Origin of the sequence: Limnohabitans sp. DCL3 (assembly GCF_048019295.1) — a bacterium.
Taxonomy (GTDB): domain Bacteria; phylum Pseudomonadota; class Gammaproteobacteria; order Burkholderiales; family Burkholderiaceae_C; genus Limnohabitans_A.
This window is the reverse complement of record NZ_CP171842.1, coordinates 1680547-1697357: the sequence shown is the minus strand read 5'-3', so window position 1 is coordinate 1697357 and position 16811 is coordinate 1680547. Positions and strand designations below refer to the sequence as shown.

General features: G+C 60.9%; 7 protein-coding genes. All 7 read left to right on the top strand.

Annotation, left to right across the window (positions count from 1 at the left end; all coding sequences use genetic code 11):
• Window positions 1-24 precede the first annotated feature (24 nt).
• The 7 genes from ACHEXK_RS07660 (at window position 25) to cysC (ending at window position 16785) form a co-directional block, all read left to right on the top strand.
• Window positions 25-4665, top strand: a complete 4641-nt coding sequence (locus ACHEXK_RS07660) for a hypothetical protein (RefSeq protein WP_416548800.1) — start codon at window positions 25-27, stop codon at window positions 4663-4665.
• Window positions 4666-4714: 49 nt separating this feature from the next.
• On the top strand, window positions 4715-12307 hold the full coding sequence (locus ACHEXK_RS07655; protein WP_416548798.1) for an Ig-like domain repeat protein: 7593 nt from the start codon (window positions 4715-4717) through the stop codon (window positions 12305-12307).
• A 63-nt stretch (window positions 12308-12370) separates the two neighbouring features.
• Entirely contained in the window at window positions 12371-13060 is a 690-nt protein-coding gene (locus tag ACHEXK_RS07650; protein WP_416548796.1) for a hypothetical protein, read from the top strand.
• Window positions 13057-13887 (top strand): hypothetical protein, encoded by an 831-nt coding sequence (locus ACHEXK_RS07645; protein WP_416548794.1) that lies wholly within the window; start codon window positions 13057-13059, stop codon window positions 13885-13887. The genes ACHEXK_RS07650 and ACHEXK_RS07645 overlap by 4 nt, the downstream gene beginning before the upstream one ends.
• Window positions 13888-13951: 64 nt before the next feature.
• Window positions 13952-15646: a LysM peptidoglycan-binding domain-containing protein gene (locus ACHEXK_RS07640; protein WP_416548792.1), complete on the top strand. Its 1695-nt coding sequence runs from the start codon at window positions 13952-13954 to the stop codon at window positions 15644-15646.
• Between the two features lie 247 nt (window positions 15647-15893).
• Window positions 15894-16148 carry a hypothetical protein gene (locus ACHEXK_RS07635; RefSeq protein WP_416548790.1) on the top strand — a complete coding sequence of 85 codons (255 nt, stop codon included), beginning with the start codon at window positions 15894-15896 and terminating at the stop codon, window positions 16146-16148.
• Window positions 16141-16785, top strand: coding sequence for an adenylyl-sulfate kinase (gene cysC / locus ACHEXK_RS07630; RefSeq protein WP_416548789.1), 645 nt, complete (start codon window positions 16141-16143; stop codon window positions 16783-16785). Before ACHEXK_RS07635 ends, cysC begins: the two co-directional genes overlap by 8 nt.
• The last annotated feature ends 26 nt before the right edge of the window (window positions 16786-16811 follow it).

Genomic DNA, 16811 nt, shown 5'->3' with positions numbered 1-16811 from the left:
TTTTCCCCAAAAAGAAAGGTCTCCATGTCCAAAATCCAGGTTCGAATTCGACCGCCATCTCCAGATGCCGCAGCGATCAGTGTGCAAAGTGCAGCCGATCAAACCGCGCGTGTTGTCGCCTTGGGCCGGGCCGAATACTTTGTGCAAGGCGAAGCGGGTCAGCCTTTGGCGAAGGTCAAAATGACCCGCCTCGCTCAGGATTTGGTCTTGCAAGACGCCCAAGGTCAAGAGCAGGTGGTGTTGGCGGGGTACTACACGGTCTGCGCCGAATCAGCATGCAGTTGGCAGGGCTTGCTGCCAGAGTCTGCGGCCCCTCAACAGGGTTGGGTGTCGTCTTCTGGTGCCCAGCCCGAAGCTTTGGCAGCGGGGCAATCAGCCGTTTTTGAATGGGGTGCACTGCCCGTGGCGTCGGCTGTGACCGCCACAAACGCAGAAGATCAATTCCTGGGCTTGGGGTGGCCAGCGCTTGGTGGCTTGTCGGCTCTGGGATTGGGGGCGGCCTTTGGCGGCGGTCACGACACCCCCAACACAAGCGCTGGCGGGAGCTTGCGCATCCAGGGGACGATCAGCGCAGGGCCCTTGTTGTCTGCAGGCCATGTGCGTGTCGAGGTGTACCGCAATGGGGTCAAGTTGCCCGGTGAAGCCACGGTCGATGCCGACGGTGCTTACAGTTTGACGGTGCAAAACGCTCAGTCGGGTGTTTATGTGTTGCGCGTCCGAGACGACAACGGCGCGGATGCCAACTACCGCTCTGAGACAGGTTCGCAAGAGGATTTGGTGGTCGAATTGCGTGCTGCCATCGCCATCGATGCACGGGCCGAGCAAGCCACGGTCAACATCACGCCCTTGACAGAACTGGCGACCCGGAAAATGGTCGACGCCAACAACCCGAACTTGGTCAGCTCAGGGGTGAGTGTGGTCAGCATCAACCGCTCCATGGCCGCTTTGTGGGGTTTGGGCGAGGTCGATGTCACCCAAGAGACGCCACAGTTGACCATCACCCCTGAAGGGCAGCCCACAGCGCAGAGCAATGCCTATGGCCAAGTGCTCGCCCTGTTGGCTGGTCTGGACGAAGTCAAGGGCCATATGGCGGCAGCCTTGGACAGCTTGAGCGCTCAGTTGCTTGTCACCCAGGGTGTTGTCACCTGGAACCCAGCCAGCGCAACCGTGGCTTTGTCGGATTTGACAGCCGCCACCGTGCGTTTGGCGGCTTCGGCTTTGTCGGCGAACGACTTGAGCATCCGCTTGCCCGTTGATTTGGTCAGGAGCGATGCCACAGCGCCGAGCGTGCAAGACGACCGGGTGGGCACCATGGGCCTGACTTCGGCAGGACAGCTTCAAGCCGGGGCTTTGGTTGCTGGCGATGTGCTTCAAGTCAGCGTGGGTGTGAGCGAAGTGGTGCTGGTGGACGGCAGTCCTACCCTCAATCTGAGAATTGGCGCCCACAACCGCAGCGCTGTATGGGATGGTGTCAACGGCACCAGGCAATTGGTTTTCCAATACACGATCACCGACCAAGATGTGTCGGGCTCAGCGGGCGTGATCATCACGGGCTGGCCTGCGGGTCAGGCTTTACCCAAAGATGGCGCTGGCCATGCTTTGGTCCAGACCGACAGCTTGGTCAACAAATCCTTGCCGGCCGTGGTGGTGGACGGTGTCGCGCCACAGGCGCCGACGCTGGCATTGAACGCCGATACGGGGCCCGACGGACGACTCAATAACGATGGCTTGACCAACGATGGCACCTTGCGCATCGGTGGCCTGGAAACACAGTCCGGTGCGCGTTGGCAATATTCTTTGGATGATGCACAGTCTTGGCAAGCGGGTGCACTCAACAGTGCGGGCCACGCCCCCAACCTTTTCGGCCCGACCAGTGGCGCCTACAGCGTGCGTGTGCGCCAGATCGATGCGGCAGGCAATGTGTCCCTGGCTTCTGAAGCACTGAGATTTGAACTGGACACGGTGGCACCACCCCCTCCCACCATCGATGTGGTGGCGGGCGACAACGCCATCACACTGGCCGATGCAGGCAACCCGATTCTTGTCACGGGCACGGCCCCTGCTGGCGCGTCGCTCACGCTCACTTGGGGCGGCGTGAGCCGAAACGCTGTCGCCTCTGCCACCGATGGGGTGTGGCGCAGTGAATTTTTGTTCTCAGAAATTCCCACCACCAGTGTGGGCCGCATGGAGGCCACCGTGGCGGATGCAGCGGGCAACACCAGCACAGCGTCGCGCAACGTCTCCGTGAGCCGCAACCCGCTCATCGATCCCATCACAGAAAACGGCGACGACCTCATTGGCGTCTTCGAAAAATTGAACGGTGTGACCTTGGGTGGTTGGGCCAACCCAGGCGCCCGGTTGCAGGTGGCTTGGCCGAACCTCAACCTTCCCAACGCTGTGTTCGCCGATGCGGCAGGGCGTTGGGAGGTTTTTGCAGACACGCGCGATCTCAATGACGGGGCTTACACCATCAGGGTGACCGAGGGCGTTCGCACCAGCTCGCGCGTTGTCAACGTGGATACGCTCCATGACCCGTGGCCCACGATTTCGGCCGTGGCCGAGGACAACATTGTCAATGGGCGTGAAATCACGGCTGGTGTTCAGATCACCGGCACCGCAGAGCCTGGCTCTGGCGTCCGTGTGGAATGGGGCGGTCTCACGCGGGATCTGGGGGTCAGCGCGACAGGGCAATGGACAGCCGTGTTCGACCCGGGTCAAAGCCCGGGCGAGGGCACGCAGACTGTGCGCGTGTCAGCGACCGACAGGGTGGGAAACGCAGCCAGTGTCAGCCGTCCAGTGTGGGTGGACACCTTGCCCCCTCCATTGCCGCTGATGGACGAGGTGGGCACACAAAATGTCGTTAACGCAGCCCTCCAGTCTGCTGGTGTGTTGATCACGGGCATGGCCTCCGTGGCAAGCGAAGTGACGCTGGTGTGGGGTGGGGTGACGAAAAGGTGCACCGCCTACCCCACAGGTCGGTGGTCCACCACCTTCACCGCGAGCGAGCTGCCTGCTGATGCCGCCGTCACCACGGTATCGGCCAGCGTGACCGATGCGGTGGGCAATTCGGCCACAACCGAGCGTGTGGTGCGCATCGACACCGTGGTGTCACTGCCGGGGTTGGATGTGGTTGCCAGCGACGATCAGATCAATGCCAACGAGGCGACGGCAGGCATCACCCTGGCGGGCATGGCGGAGGTGGGTGCATCCGTGGCGGTGTTGTGGCGAGAGGCATCGCCTGGCGGCTCTGTGCTGCTGAGCCGCACAGTGACTGCCCATGCGGGCACAGGGGCATGGACGCTGGCGGTATCGGCCGATGACCTGCCCCATCCCGCGGCCTTGACGGGGGCGGACACCTTGATCACTGCGGTGCAAACCGACAGCGCGGGCAATGTGAGCGGGGCCAGCACCCGACGCGTTGGGGTGGACCGGAACATGCCAGCCGCCGCGGTGCTGGACACGGTCGCAGACGACTACACCATCAACGCCCTGGAAAAAGCAGCCGGTGTGCTCCTGTCTGGAACGGCTGAACCCCACACCGCCGTTGAAGTGACATGGGCCGGTGTGGGCCAATCCACGCGCAGCAACCAGCTCGGGGTGTGGCAAGTCCCCTTCAGTTCAACCGAGGTACCGGCGGATGGCACGCGCCCCGTGCAGGTGGTGGTCAGGGACGGGGTGGGCAATGCCAGTGCGGCCACCTGGGCCAGTGTCGTCATCGACACCCAATCACCGGCTGCCCCCGCGCTCTCCGTGGTGGCTGACAACCACGTGGTCAACCAGAGCGCATACGCAAACCCGATCGTGCTGTCGGGCACCGGTGAGGCCGGGGCTTTCGTTGTCATCGATTGGGCGGGTCAAATCAAAGATGGAACTGCCCCGTTAACCCCCATCCAGGTCGGCAGCAACGGCCTGTGGTCCGTCACTTATGCGACCGACGAGTTGCCTGAGCAAGCGGGCAATTCAAGCATTGCCGTCACATTGCGCGATGCGGCGGGCAACGTGGGGCCCGTGTTGATTCAAAACGTTCGCATGGCCATTGACGATGCGGTGCTCTCCATCGATGACGTTTCGGCCAGTGACGGCGATCTGGCCACACCCGATGACAACATGATCAATGCCAGCGAGACCCAGTCACCGGTGATTTTGTCGGGGATGGCCGACCCCGGCGCTGTGGTGACGGTCAACTGGGGGGCGGGGGTGGTCAATCAACATGTGAACGCCAACACCGTGGGCGTGTGGTCTTTGCGGGTGGCACCCGACGATTTGCCCACGACCGACACCAGCGTCAATGTCCGTGCCATCAACCCTGATGGCAACACCCAGTCTGCAACGCTGGTGGTCACCCTCGACACCACGGCGCCTGCAGCGCCCTTGATCGATGCGGTGACGGGGGATAACTTCATTGACGCCAGTGAAGCGCAAGAAGGGGTCACCATTTCTGGTGTGGCCGTTGGCGCCACCGCCGTCGAGCTGACATGGGGGGACCTTTTCCACACGGTACCCGTTGATGAGCTCACCCACCAGTGGATACACACCTTTGAGCCGGGCGCCGTGCCCCCGACCAGCACCACCATTGTGGGGGTGACCGCCAACGATTTGGCCGGTAACGCCAGCTGGGCCAGTTCGCTGATTGTGCGACTGGATGCCCCCGTCATGGCCGCTTGATGCCCAGCGTCTTTTTCGTCGTTTCCCCCAACTCCAATCCTTGACCATCATGAACGAACAGAAAATCACCCCCAGCGAGACCCAGCTTGCACAAGCCAACACACCTGCTGCGGCCGTGACCGGTGCGGCTGCGCGTGTCAAAGACAGTGTCAACATCCATGTGCCGCGCAGTGCGGTGCGTGAGTTGCGTGTGGTGGACACCGACATCGTCATCACCACCCAGGACGGCAAGCGTCTGTTTGTGCGCGACGGTGCCGTGCGTGCCATGTTCGATCCCGAATTCGCCCTGAAGTTCCAAGATGGCGTCGAGATTTCGGGGCAAGAGGTGTTGCAGTCCACCGGTTCTTTGCAAGTCAACAGCGCCACGTCTTCCTCGCTGCAAACGTCGGAAGCCATTTCGCGCAACGCCGTTTCGGTTGAAAGCACGGCAGAGGGTACCGCGGGCGCGGCCAGCAGCGTGGGCCCCGCTGCACCCGCGGTGGCGGCGTCTGCACCTGTGGTGGCCGGCGGGGCTTTGGCCTCGTATTTGCCTTGGGTGGCCGCCGCCACGCCACTGCTGGGTGGCTTGGCTGCCGGTGCCACCAGCCCAGCCAGTTCACCGGTGGATTTGTCGGGCCTCAACAGCGTCAATGCCCCGGTGATTTACGACTTGGCCGTGGTGAACAGCCAAACCGCAGTGCAAGGTTTGACCGTTGCCGGTTCTGCCGATGCGAATGCGCTGGTCAAAGTGACTTGGGGCACCAGCACCAAAGAAACCACCGCCAACGCCAGTGGCTTGTGGTCCACCCAATTCAGTCAAGCCGAAATTCCGACACAAGGCAACGCCAATATGGTGGTCGCGAGCGCGAAGGTCGGTGGCAAATCGAGCGCGTCAGCCACCCAAAAGGTGTTGTTGGACACGCGTGTGGATGCCCCCGTCATTTCCGCCATCAGCAGCGGCTTGGTCGATGGTGTGGTCTCTGCCAATGAAAAAGCCAGCGGCGTGACTTTCAGCGGCACGGCAGAGTCCAACGCCACGCTCAAGGCCAGTTGGTCGGGCGTCGAAAAAATCGTCCAGGTCAGCGCCAGCGGCACTTGGAGCGTCACCTACGGCAGCAACGAGGTCCCGCCCGACGGCACGGTGCCGTTCACGGTGTCTCAAACCGATGCGGCCGGTAACGTGAGCCCCAGCACGGTCAAAGACTTGCGGGTGGCCACGCGCTTGGACGCGCCCCAGATCGACACCGTGGCGGTAGACAACCGTGTCAATGCCCTTGAAAAAACCGCAGGCGTCACCATCGGTGGCAGCACCATCGGCAATGCGGCGGTCCATGTCACCTGGGGCAACACCACGCGCATGACCAGTGCCGCTGAAGGTGGGCGTTGGTCCGTCATGTTCACCGCTGACCAAGTGCCTTCGGATGGCACCCGTGCCGTTCAGGTGGCGGTGATCGACCCTTTGTCGGGCAACACCGCGTCCGTGCAGCGCGATATTTTGCTGGACACGAGCACCACCTTGCCCAGCATCACCAGTGTGGGTTCACAAACCGTGGTGGGCAGCAACACACCGGTATACGTCAATGCCCTGGACAAATCGGCCAATGTGCAGCTCTCCGGTCGCGCAGAGGCGGGTGCCTCGGTGCAACTGGTCTGGGGCGACCTGACACCGGCTGCTGTCGAAGCAGATGCCAATGGCAACTGGCAGCTGATTGTCCCCGCAGACGAAGTGCCCGGGGATGGTGCATTGCCCCTGCGTGTGGTGGCGACCGATGTGAGCGGCAACATCAGCCAACAGGCTTCGCAGGCCGTGGTGGTGGACACCGTGGCCCTGCCACCGGTGATCAACATGGTTGCCGGAGACAACAAGATCACTGCAGCCGAAAAGCAAGCGGGCATCACCGTCACCGGCACGGCCGAGGCCTTGTCACAATTGGAGGTGGTCTGGGGTTCCAGCAACCAATTGGTCACCGCCAGCCCCACGGGTGCTTGGAGTGCAACGTTCGGCAGCAACGCGATCCCACAGGGCTCCAGCCAGGTTTTCGCCGCGGTCATTGCCGACGTCGCCGGGAACGCCAGTGAGCGAGCCGCATCGGCCACCATCGCAGACAACTCCACCTCGCAAGCACCCACCATCGGCACGGTTTCAAACGGGGTGATCAACCAGCAAGAGTTGAGCGAAGCCAATAACGCTTTGGGCTCCACCCAAGGTCAAGGCGTTTTGGTCACAGGTCGCGCGGCTCCCCGAGCCTCGGTGACTGTCGCATGGGCCGCAGCCGACAATTCTTCCAGTGTGCCAGCCAAGCCGGTGACCGCCTCGTCAACCGGTGTCTGGAGCGCGTACTTTCCGTTGGTGCCTCAACCTGCCAACACCCAAACCCGCATCACGGTCACAGCCATCGACCCCGGCAAAGATGCCGAATCGGCCGCCGTGGCTACGCAAGACGTGATCGTTGATCTGTTTGTGGCCCTGCCCACCATCGACCTCATCGCTGGCGATGACCGCATCAATGCCAACGAAGCCAGTGCAGGTGTTCAATTTTCGGGCACGGCAGAGCCTGGCGCGAGCCTGATCGTCACATTGAATGGCATCAACAAGGTGGCCACGGCTTCAGGAGGGGTGTGGTCCACCATTTTCGGAGCCGATGAATTGCCGACGCAAGACATTTCGTTTCCTGTGCGTGTGCAAGCGCAAGATGCGGCAGGCAACAGCAGCCCCAACGCTCAGCGCAACGTGTTGATTTCGCGCACACCACCCACCCTCACTTTTGCCCAAACGCAAACCGACAATGCTGACAACTACTTCAGCCAAAACGACGCATTGTCTTCACTGACGGTGAGCGGCACCACTTCCCTGAATGCAGCCAACGTGCAGCTGAACATTGTGAATGCGGCTGGCAACACGTTACAGACGCTGTTGGCGGTGATCGATGGCACAGGATGGCAGGTGCTGGTGCCCCGGGCATCGCTGACCAATGCCACGGTCTTTCCGGACGGGACCTACACCCTCCAGGCACAAGTGACGGATACGGCCGGTAACGTCAGCACCAATTCGCAAGCCCTGATTGTGGACCGAGCGGTGGCGGTCAGCATCGACGATCTGGTGTCCCAATCTGGGCGCAACCGCATCATTTTGGCCGATGTCACCAACCAAAGCATGCCCATCACGGGCCGGGGTGACCCGGGGGGTGTTGTCACCTTGCAGTGGCTTGACGCGGGCCAGCAAGTCCAGTTCACCCAAAACAACATTGGGGTGGATGCCAATGGCGTGTGGGCCACGGCGGTCACCCAAGCCGATTTGGTCAATGCGGGCTTGATCTCGGGCACCGCGATTCTTCGCGCGCGCATTGAAGATGTGGCGCGCAATACCCTCAGCAGCAGCGACAAATCGGTGGACATGGGACTGAGCGGCATCGTGCTGGGTGCTTTCACCATGGGGGGCAGTGACAACGTCATCAACATGAGCGAGCGTGACCATGGTTTTGTGTTCACCGGCACGTCGGACCCGGGCTTGGCCATCAACGTGGCCTACAACGATGCCACTTACCAAGCGGTCAGCACAGCCAACGGTGGTCCAAATGGCACAGCGGGCTGGACCTTGAATTTGCAGGGTGCCAGCAATGTGCCTACAGCTTCTGGCAACTATGCTGTCGTGGTCACCGCCACAGACGCCTTGGGCAACAGCGTCAACAGCACCCGATTTGTCCGGGTCGATCTGGAGGCCCCTGCCGTGACCCTGAGCACCCCGGTGGTTGCAGGCCAAAATTGGCTCAACGCCACAGACCGTGCCAATGGCATCACTTTGAGTGGCACGGTGACCCCGCCGGGCTCCAACATTGCCAACCCTACCGTGTCGGTGACCTGGGGCAGCACCACCAAAACCACCAACATCGTGGACAGCAATGGCCATTGGAGTCTGAACTTCGCCACCGCCGACATTCCCACCAGCCCCACGGCCACGGCGGTGCAGAGCAACATCCAAATCAGCGCCACCGACGCTGCAGGCAACACCAGCGCACTGCAAAGCAATCTCGTCACACTCGATACCTTGGCACAGACACCCACCGTGACCTCGGTGGGGGGCAACAACGTGGTCAATGGCAGTGAAAAGACCCTTGGGGTGGTGGTGCAGGGCAGTGCCGAGCCAGGGGCCACCGTCAGTGTGTTGTGGACAGGCACTTTGATCTCCAAATCCACCACGGCAGACAGCACCACCGGTGCGTGGTCCGTCACGTTCACCGGGGGCTCAGAAGTTCCTGCAGACACCACCACCGCCACGGTCACGGTCAACAGCACAGATCCCCGTGGCAACACCGCCTCTGTGACCAGTTCCAACGTGGTCATCCACACCGTGATACCGGGCGCCCCCACTTTGAGCAGCGTCGCCGGAGGTGATGCGGTGGTCAACATCAGCGAAACCCAATCGCCAGTCACCATTTCAGGCCTTGCCCTGCCCGATGCCGCAGTCAGCGTGGTGTTTCAGGGGAACACTTACACCAGCGCGGCTGTTGGCGGCCAATGGAGCATCAGCATCCCTCAGTCCCTCATTCCAGTCGCTTCGGCCACCCCTTACAGTTTCAGCTACAGCCAAACGGACACTGCTGGCAACCTGGGCAACACGTCCACCAGTTCTTTCACCGTGGACGATAGCCGCCCGGCGCTGGTGAGTTTTTCCGCCACCTCGAACGATGGGGTTTACAGGCAAGGCAGCAGCCTGACTTTGACCGCCCACTTTGACACCGTGCTGCAAGCGGGCGGCACCCTCAATTTGACTTTGAACACCGGTGAACAGGTGGCGCTCACCTCCGCCGCCAACAGCAGCACCGCCAGCGGGGTTTACAGCGTGGGTGCTGGGGTCAACGCCAGCGACCTCACGGTCAGCAGCTACACCATCGGATCGGGCAGCAGCGCCTTGCGCAACAGCATTGGCAATGCTTACAACAGCACGGCCTTGCCCGTCGGCAACAACCTGGGTGACATGAAAAATATCGTCATCGACAACACCGGTCCCACACTGAGCAGCAGCAACCCGCCCAGCACGGCCTTGACCACCATCGCCGGCACGGCGGGCAACAGTGCCGGCGAGACGGTGGTGCTGACGGTGACCTTTGATGGTCCCGTCAACGGTTTGATCCAGGGCACCGCCGACACCACGGTTTTCCTGTTGGCAGGCACGGGGGGCGTGAACGCCACCTGGGGCGGGGCCAATGGCAGCGCCACGCGCACGCTCACCTACACGATTTTGGCGGGACAAAACGGTCAAGTCAGCATCGATGAGGCTGCGCTTCAAAACGTTTTGACGGCCAACATCACCGACGTGGTTGGCAATGCATACACCTACACCGCCAACAGCGGCAATATCCCCAACATCGATGTCACGCCGCTGCCCTTGATCGATACGACGCCACCTGTGGGTGCTGCCGGTATGACCTTCATCAGCGTGACTTCAGTGGCAGGCGATCCCAACCCCAACGATGCCATCACCTCTGCCAGTTCGGGCGATGTGGTGTTCAGCTACACCGGCAGCGATTTGGCGGCGGATGAAATTTTCCAATACAGCGTCGACGGCACGCATTGGACCGATGTCCCTGCGGTGGATGTGAGCATCGCTGCGAACACCGTCAAGGTGGCCGGTTTGACCTTCGCTTCCAGCCCCACAGTCGTGGAATTGCGCGCGCTGGATGCGGCGGGCAACAGCACCGTGGTGGGCCAGCAAGCCATCACCTTCAGCGATGTACCGGTGGGGGGCTCCGGCATGCGCTTCACCCGTGTCAGCTCGGACATCGATGATCTTGACCTCAACGACGCGGTCACCAACCAGGCCAGTGGCGATGTGGTGTTCACCTACACGGGTTCGGATTTGGTGGCAGGTGAACAATTCCAGTACAGCCTCGATGGCACCACCTGGGCCAACGTGGCTGCGGGCGATGTGGACGCCACGGCCAACACGGTCACGGTGTCCGGCTTGACGCTCAGCAACAGCCCCACGGTGCAGGTGCGGTCAATTTCTGCCGGAGGGGCCACGACAGGTGTGCTGGCCAGCCAAGCCATCACCTACGACGCTGTCGCCCCGACAGCACAAAGCGGTGCGATCCAAATCGCCAACGGTGCCAGGCTGACCACGGGTGCATCCGGCCTGTCTTTCACTCAAGGGATGACCATCGAATTTTGGTACAAGACCAGCAACGTGACTTCGGGAAATTCGGAACCGATTTTCGCCCTCAAGGCCAACAACAACACGGTCAATTACTCTCTCTCCGCGGGGGGAGGTAATTTCCGAGTTGGATTGCGTGGAGGATCCGAAAATGCCACCACATCAGCGGGCTCTTTGACCGGTTTTAATTTGTCGATCAACACTTGGGCCCATGTCGCGCTGGTGGTGTCCGACTCCAATAGTTTGGTTTTTTATAAAAATGGGGTGTCGACAGCTTCATTTTTAAACAATGCATCGTTGAATGGAGCGATTCCTGATGCAGTCAATACCTCGTGGGAGCTGGTACTCGGAAAGAACTACCTCAATTCACAAGGTGACATGACCACGACCTTGCAAGGCACCATCACGGGGAGTGATGAGATTCGTGATTTGAAGGTTTGGGATGGTCAGCGCACGGTATCGCAGATCTTGTCACAAACCGTGTCGGCCGCCGATGTGAGTGATCTCAAACTCTATCTGCCTGGTTTTGATGCAGCGGGTTCAGCATCGGTGACCGACAGCACAGACTTGGCCAACCCCTTGACCAACGCTGGCACAGCGGGCTCGGTGAATTTGGGGCTGGCTGCCAACACCAATTTGGACCTGCGAACAGCCAGCGACACAGGCCTCAACACGACGGACAACATCACGGCGGTCACCACGCCGACGATCGATGTGATGGCGCTGGGAGGCACCAGGATGGAGGCCACAGACAGGTTGGTGTTGCAAAAAAGCGATGGCACGGAGTTGGCCAGCTACACCGTCACTGCCGCGGATCTGCTCAACGGGGTCTGGGTCGGCGGCAAACTCTCCTTGACGGTGAGCGCGAGTGCACCCTTGGCTGTGGGATCGGTACATACCCTGCAATTGGTCCTGAAGGACACAGCAGGCAATGCCACAAACGTGGGCAGCAGCTTGAGTGTGGATGTGCGAACGGTCGTCCCCCCGGTGGCTTTGGACTTGAGCGGAGACGGCCAGATCACTTACACCGAGGCGACGATCGACGTCAACCTGGACGGCCAAACCGAGCACAGCGGCTGGGTGGGTGGTCAAGACGGTTTGCTGTTCTGGGACAAGTTTGGCGACGGCAGTCTGCGCGAGACGGGGCAGTACCAGTTTGCGCAAGCTGCGGGTCAGAGCGACTTGCAAGGCTTGGCAGAGGTTTTTGACAGCAACCAAGACGGCCTGTTCAGTGCAGCCGATGCGTCCTTTGGTGACTTCAAGGCTTGGGTGGATGCCGACCAAAACGGTGTGAGCAGCGCCAGCGAATTGCGCAGCTTGGTTGAGCTGGGCATCCAGAGCCTGCAGTTGCGCAGTGACGGGGTGCCGCTGCAGCCCGATGCCTTGGTGCAGGTGCAGGGCAGTGCCACGGCGCAGTTGAGCAACGGCCACACGATGCTGGTGCACGACTCGCTGTTTTGGACACAGCCGAGCCAAGACCCGTCCAAATCCAACCATGTGATTGCCGCTTGATGCGTGATGAAAAAGGCGCGACACCCACAGGGGTGAAGTGCCTTAGAAGGGAAAAGGTTTTGTATGGCCAATGCGCATGTTGACGATCCGGGTTTTTGGCCCGGCTTTGTTGCCGCCATTGCGGGCTTGGTGCAAGGGTTGCTCATTGTCGCGATGGCGCTGGGTGTGTCTTTGTTTGTCCTTGGGCAGTTGGCCAGCGGGCTGCCATCGCCTCGCGCGAAAACAGACCCGGCTGCGGCGTCATCGCCGGCCAAGTCTGCCTCGCTCAAAACGGACAAGTCTGCGGGGTTTGATCAGCAGTCACAGGGCAACACCTCGCGTGCGATGGAACCGCCAGCTCTGCGCAAAGCAGACGGGCCCACATCACCGCAGTTGCCACCCGTTACACAAGTGCCCACCGAGACCGTCGCGCCTTCTGTGGCACCCGTGGTCAGTGTCGAATTCATGGGTCAACTGGTGCAGCTGCCCAGGGGGGCCCTCCGTGAATTGGAAGCGGCAGCCCGCGACGCACGCGCTGCAGGTGTGAGCCGCTTTCGGGTTGAAGTGCAAACCGATGCACAAGACCCCGCACGTCGGCGCACGGCTTATTTGCGCTTGATGGCAGTTCGGGGCGTGTTGATGTCGGCGGGTTTGTCCGCCTCAGACATCGAGTCCCGCATGATGGCTTGGCCTGATGCGGAGACAGGCGCTCAAGCACCACAGGGGGATACGGTCAAAGTCCTGGCTTTGCCGCCTGGAGGGGGGGCATCATGAGAAGCCGTTCTCGAAGCCTGGACGGCGCCGGAAATTTTTGGCCTGGCTATGTGGACGCGATGAGCAACGTGGTGATGAACTTGCTCTTTTTGGTGGCCATGTTTGCCATCAGTGCCGGTATTTTGGGGGCCAGTCAGGGGGACTCGACCGCCGCAGATTTGAGCGCATCCAGCGCTGCACGGGCGGACAAAAAATCCGAGGGTGTGAAAAACCCGGATGTGGCCCGATCGTCCGATGCGCGCCTTTTTGCAAGCGCGACCCCAGAGGCCGTTGTCCCCATTTCTCCACCTTCTGCCGGGGCGGACGGTCTTGCACCGGCGGTCAGTGCAGCGGACAAACCCGACAGGTCAGCGCCGTCGCCAAGCCCCATGGGTGCGGCCATCTCTTCGCCATTGCCCACTGTTTATTTGCAACTCACCGATGCCAAGCGGGCATGGGGTGGGCCAACGGGCCAAGTTGTTCGCCGCCAAGCGGGGCCAGACGGCCTGTTGGTGCAAGTCGATTTGCCCAGCGGGGGCGAACCCCTTTTGGAGCTGGAGCGAGACAGTGTGCGCGCTTTGTTGCGTGCTTCTTTGGTCGCGTCACCTGCACAGCGTTTGCGAATTTGGAGCAATGTGGCGGCCAGTGACATGCCCTCTCGGCGCCAAGCCTATGCGAGCTTGGCGGCACTGCGCAACGCCTTGGTAGGCATGGGCTGGAGCCCCCAGCAAATTGAAAGCCGTTTGCTCCATGGCACGCCTGATATCGGTGCCGATGGACAACGTCTTTTCATCTTGATGGTTCCTTGGGATGCGCCTGTTGCCCCTGTTTCGCCGCCATTGGGTTGACTGTGCGCGCGGCGGACAGCGTCCTTTTCAGAAATGATTGATTTCTCACACCTGTAATCAGAACATGACCAAACAAACTTCTCCAGTTGCACACCACCCCACACCTTCGTCCATCCAAGTGGCGCTGGCCCCGGTGACGCCCAAGGCCTGGTGGCTGAATCCCAAGCGGTTTTTCCGTGCAGCTTGGCGCTGGATGCGGGTCTTTTGGCCTGTGCTCGTGACCTTGTGGGCGGGCTTGACCCTGTTCACGCATGTCATTGACGAGTCGATCAACGCCACCCCCCACCCCGAATTGGTCTACGGTATTTTTGCTGTGGCCGGCGTGACGGTGCTGATCTTGGCTTATTTGCAACATGTGTTGGTGAGTGAACACGGCTGGATTGAGGCGCTGGAAAATGAACCGTTGCCAAACCGTGCGCCCATGCTGTTGAAGCACCGCGGTGATTCCGCGTTGAAGGGGGTGTATCGCATGCTTGCGCAAACCCGTGCTTTGCCATTGCGTGAGCGCCAGGTGGCGATGGAAACCGAGTTGCTGGGGGCGGAGACGCATTTGATGGCCCGTTTGGCCATGCCGAATTTTTTGGCAGGCTCTTTGGTGGGCTTGGGCTTGGTGGGCACATTCATCGGTTTGTTGGCCACTTTGCAAGACTTGTCGGGTGTCTTTGCCGCCATGGGCGCAGGCGGTGGTGGGGATGCATCGGCCATGTTCACGGGCATGATCGAAAAAATGCAAGGGCCTATGCGGGGCATGGGCACAGCCTTTGTGGCGTCGCTCTATGGTTTGCTGGGCTCTTTGGTCATGGGCTTGGTGGTGAGTGGTGTCAAGCGCACAGCCGAGCGCATGTTGAGCGACTTGCACATCGTGGTGAACGACGACATTTACACGGCCAGCCAACTGACCGCGCACAAGCCCAACGACGTCCAGCATGGGGATGGTGCGATCTTTGCGGCGATGTCGGTCTGGAGTCAAAATCTGATGAGCGCGATGCAGGAACAGCGTTCAGACCTGCAGCTCCAGCGTGAGCAGCTGCAGGCGCTGACGCAAGCGACTCAGCGCGCGCAAGCCCTGACCGACACCACACACCAGGCCCAAGCGGCTTTTGAGGGCTTGGTGCAAGGCCTGGGTCAGCAGGTCGCAACCTTGTCTCAGGTGCTTGAGCGCACTGCGCAAAGCCAACAGCAAAGTGTGTTGCGTTGGTCTGCAGCCCATGAGGGCTTGCTGCAGTCCATGGCCGAGTTGCGCGCCGAGGTGCGTGCTGCCGCTGGGCGGCAGGTGCTGGTGCTGGGGCGTGGCGCGAGTTTGTATCTCGGCGGTGCCTTGGTTGCCGCTTTGTTGGCGGTGGCTGTGCAGTGGCTGGTGTTGGGCAAGTATGTCAAAGCCGATCAGAGCGAGCCTGGTCGAACGGATGCGGTCACGGTTCCAGAAATGGCGCTACCTGCAACAGGTGCCAGGTCGGAAGCACCCTCTTTGCCGCTTGCACCCGTGCAGCCGTCTGCAGCGCAGGCCAGCGCCCCTGTTGTGGTGAGCCCTGTTGAAGCGAGCTTGCCAACAAAGCCAGCCGAGGTGTCGCCAGCCTCTGGCACAAGAGCCGCAGATGCGCGGGTGGTGGTGGTGGCCAAAGGTGACTCTTGGTGGCGATTGGCCAGCAGACATGGCGTGACGGTGGCGCAGTTGCTGGCCGTCAACCCAGAATGGGACCACATGTCGACTTTGCACGTTGGACAAATCCTTGTGTTGCCCCCCCATGCCACGCCCTGAGCTCATCGTGGCATGGGGTCAGGAGAGGGTTGGTTTGGTTGGGTTGCCGCATCAAGGTCCTCCCAGCCCAGCGCTTGGGGGCTGACATGCGCGTGCTGAGATGGACATCGGGCAGCACCTGAATTGCTGTGACGATGCCTGCATGTGGCTGGATGGGGCGTTGGCTTGGCGTGATTCATCGGCTTTTATTTCCCCTTATGTGATGGAAATTTGAATTTTTTTAGAGCTTATTAATTCTTAATGGGCCGTGGGTCAGCAGTTTGGTGCTGCTGGCGGTGCCACCGATCTGAAGGTTGGGGTGTCAGTGGCGCCACAGGCTTGGCTTTGTGCTTTGCGCACCATGGCGCGTTGCCTTGCAACCCGAACTGCACAACGGCGTTTTTCCATGGAAAAGGCGGTTAAATATGCCGAAGACCATTTGATGTGTATTTATTTGTTATATTCCGTTGATTTTTTGGCTTTTGTAAATCAATTTATCCGGTCAGGAAATTCTTATGCTTGACGTGAGTCACATCACCCCTGGTGAGTTGGTAAAGCCCTTCGGTCCCTCGATGCCGGCGGATTGGGTGGAGGCGCTTGCATGGTCAGGCGGGTGCGCTGGGGTCGTTCTCAAGCCGTGTTGTTTGTGGATGACCGGTTATTCCGGTGCTGGCAAGACCACGCTGGCCCACGCCTTGCGGGACCGCCTGAACGCCGACGGCGTCGTGCGTTTGGTGGTGTTGGATGGCGACGAGGCACAGGGCGGCATGTGCAAAGACCTGGGCTCTGGTGCAACCGATCGCGTCGAGCTCAGCCGCCGCATGGCCGCCGTGGCGCACATGTTGGTCCGACACGGCCTGGTGGTGGTGGTGAGCACCATGTCTCCGCTGCGTGCTGCGCGCTCCAGGGCGCGTGCGCTGTTTGATGCCGGGGCGTTCATCGAGGTGCATGTCGCAACGCCTTTGGAGACCTGCATGGCCAGGGACGTGAAAGGTTTGTACCGCAAAGCCCGTTTCGGTGCCCTGTGCAAACTGCCTGGTGTCGATGCGGCGTACGAAGAGCCCTTGAACCCTGAAATTCGTGTGCTCGGCGAGGGCGAGATGGCCGGGTTGGTTTCCCAATTGCTGGCCGGCTGCATTCAGGGCGCGCATGACGCTTGAGTCATTGATCAGCCACCGCTGGTTTT

Bases quoted from the DNA above. Each gene is read 5' to 3' on its own strand.
- ACHEXK_RS07640 (WP_416548792.1), top strand. From the start codon at position 13,952: ATGACCAAACAAACTTCTCCAGTTGCACACCACCCCACACCTTCGTCC.
- ACHEXK_RS07655 (WP_416548798.1), top strand. From the start codon at position 4,715: ATGAACGAACAGAAAATCACCCCCAGCGAGACCCAGCTTGCACAAGCC.
- ACHEXK_RS07660 (WP_416548800.1), top strand. From the start codon at position 25: ATGTCCAAAATCCAGGTTCGAATTCGACCGCCATCTCCAGATGCCGCA.
- ACHEXK_RS07650 (WP_416548796.1), top strand. From the start codon at position 12,371: ATGGCCAATGCGCATGTTGACGATCCGGGTTTTTGGCCCGGCTTTGTT.
- ACHEXK_RS07645 (WP_416548794.1), top strand. From the start codon at position 13,057: ATGAGAAGCCGTTCTCGAAGCCTGGACGGCGCCGGAAATTTTTGGCCT.
- cysC (WP_416548789.1), top strand. From the start codon at position 16,141: ATGCTTGACGTGAGTCACATCACCCCTGGTGAGTTGGTAAAGCCCTTC.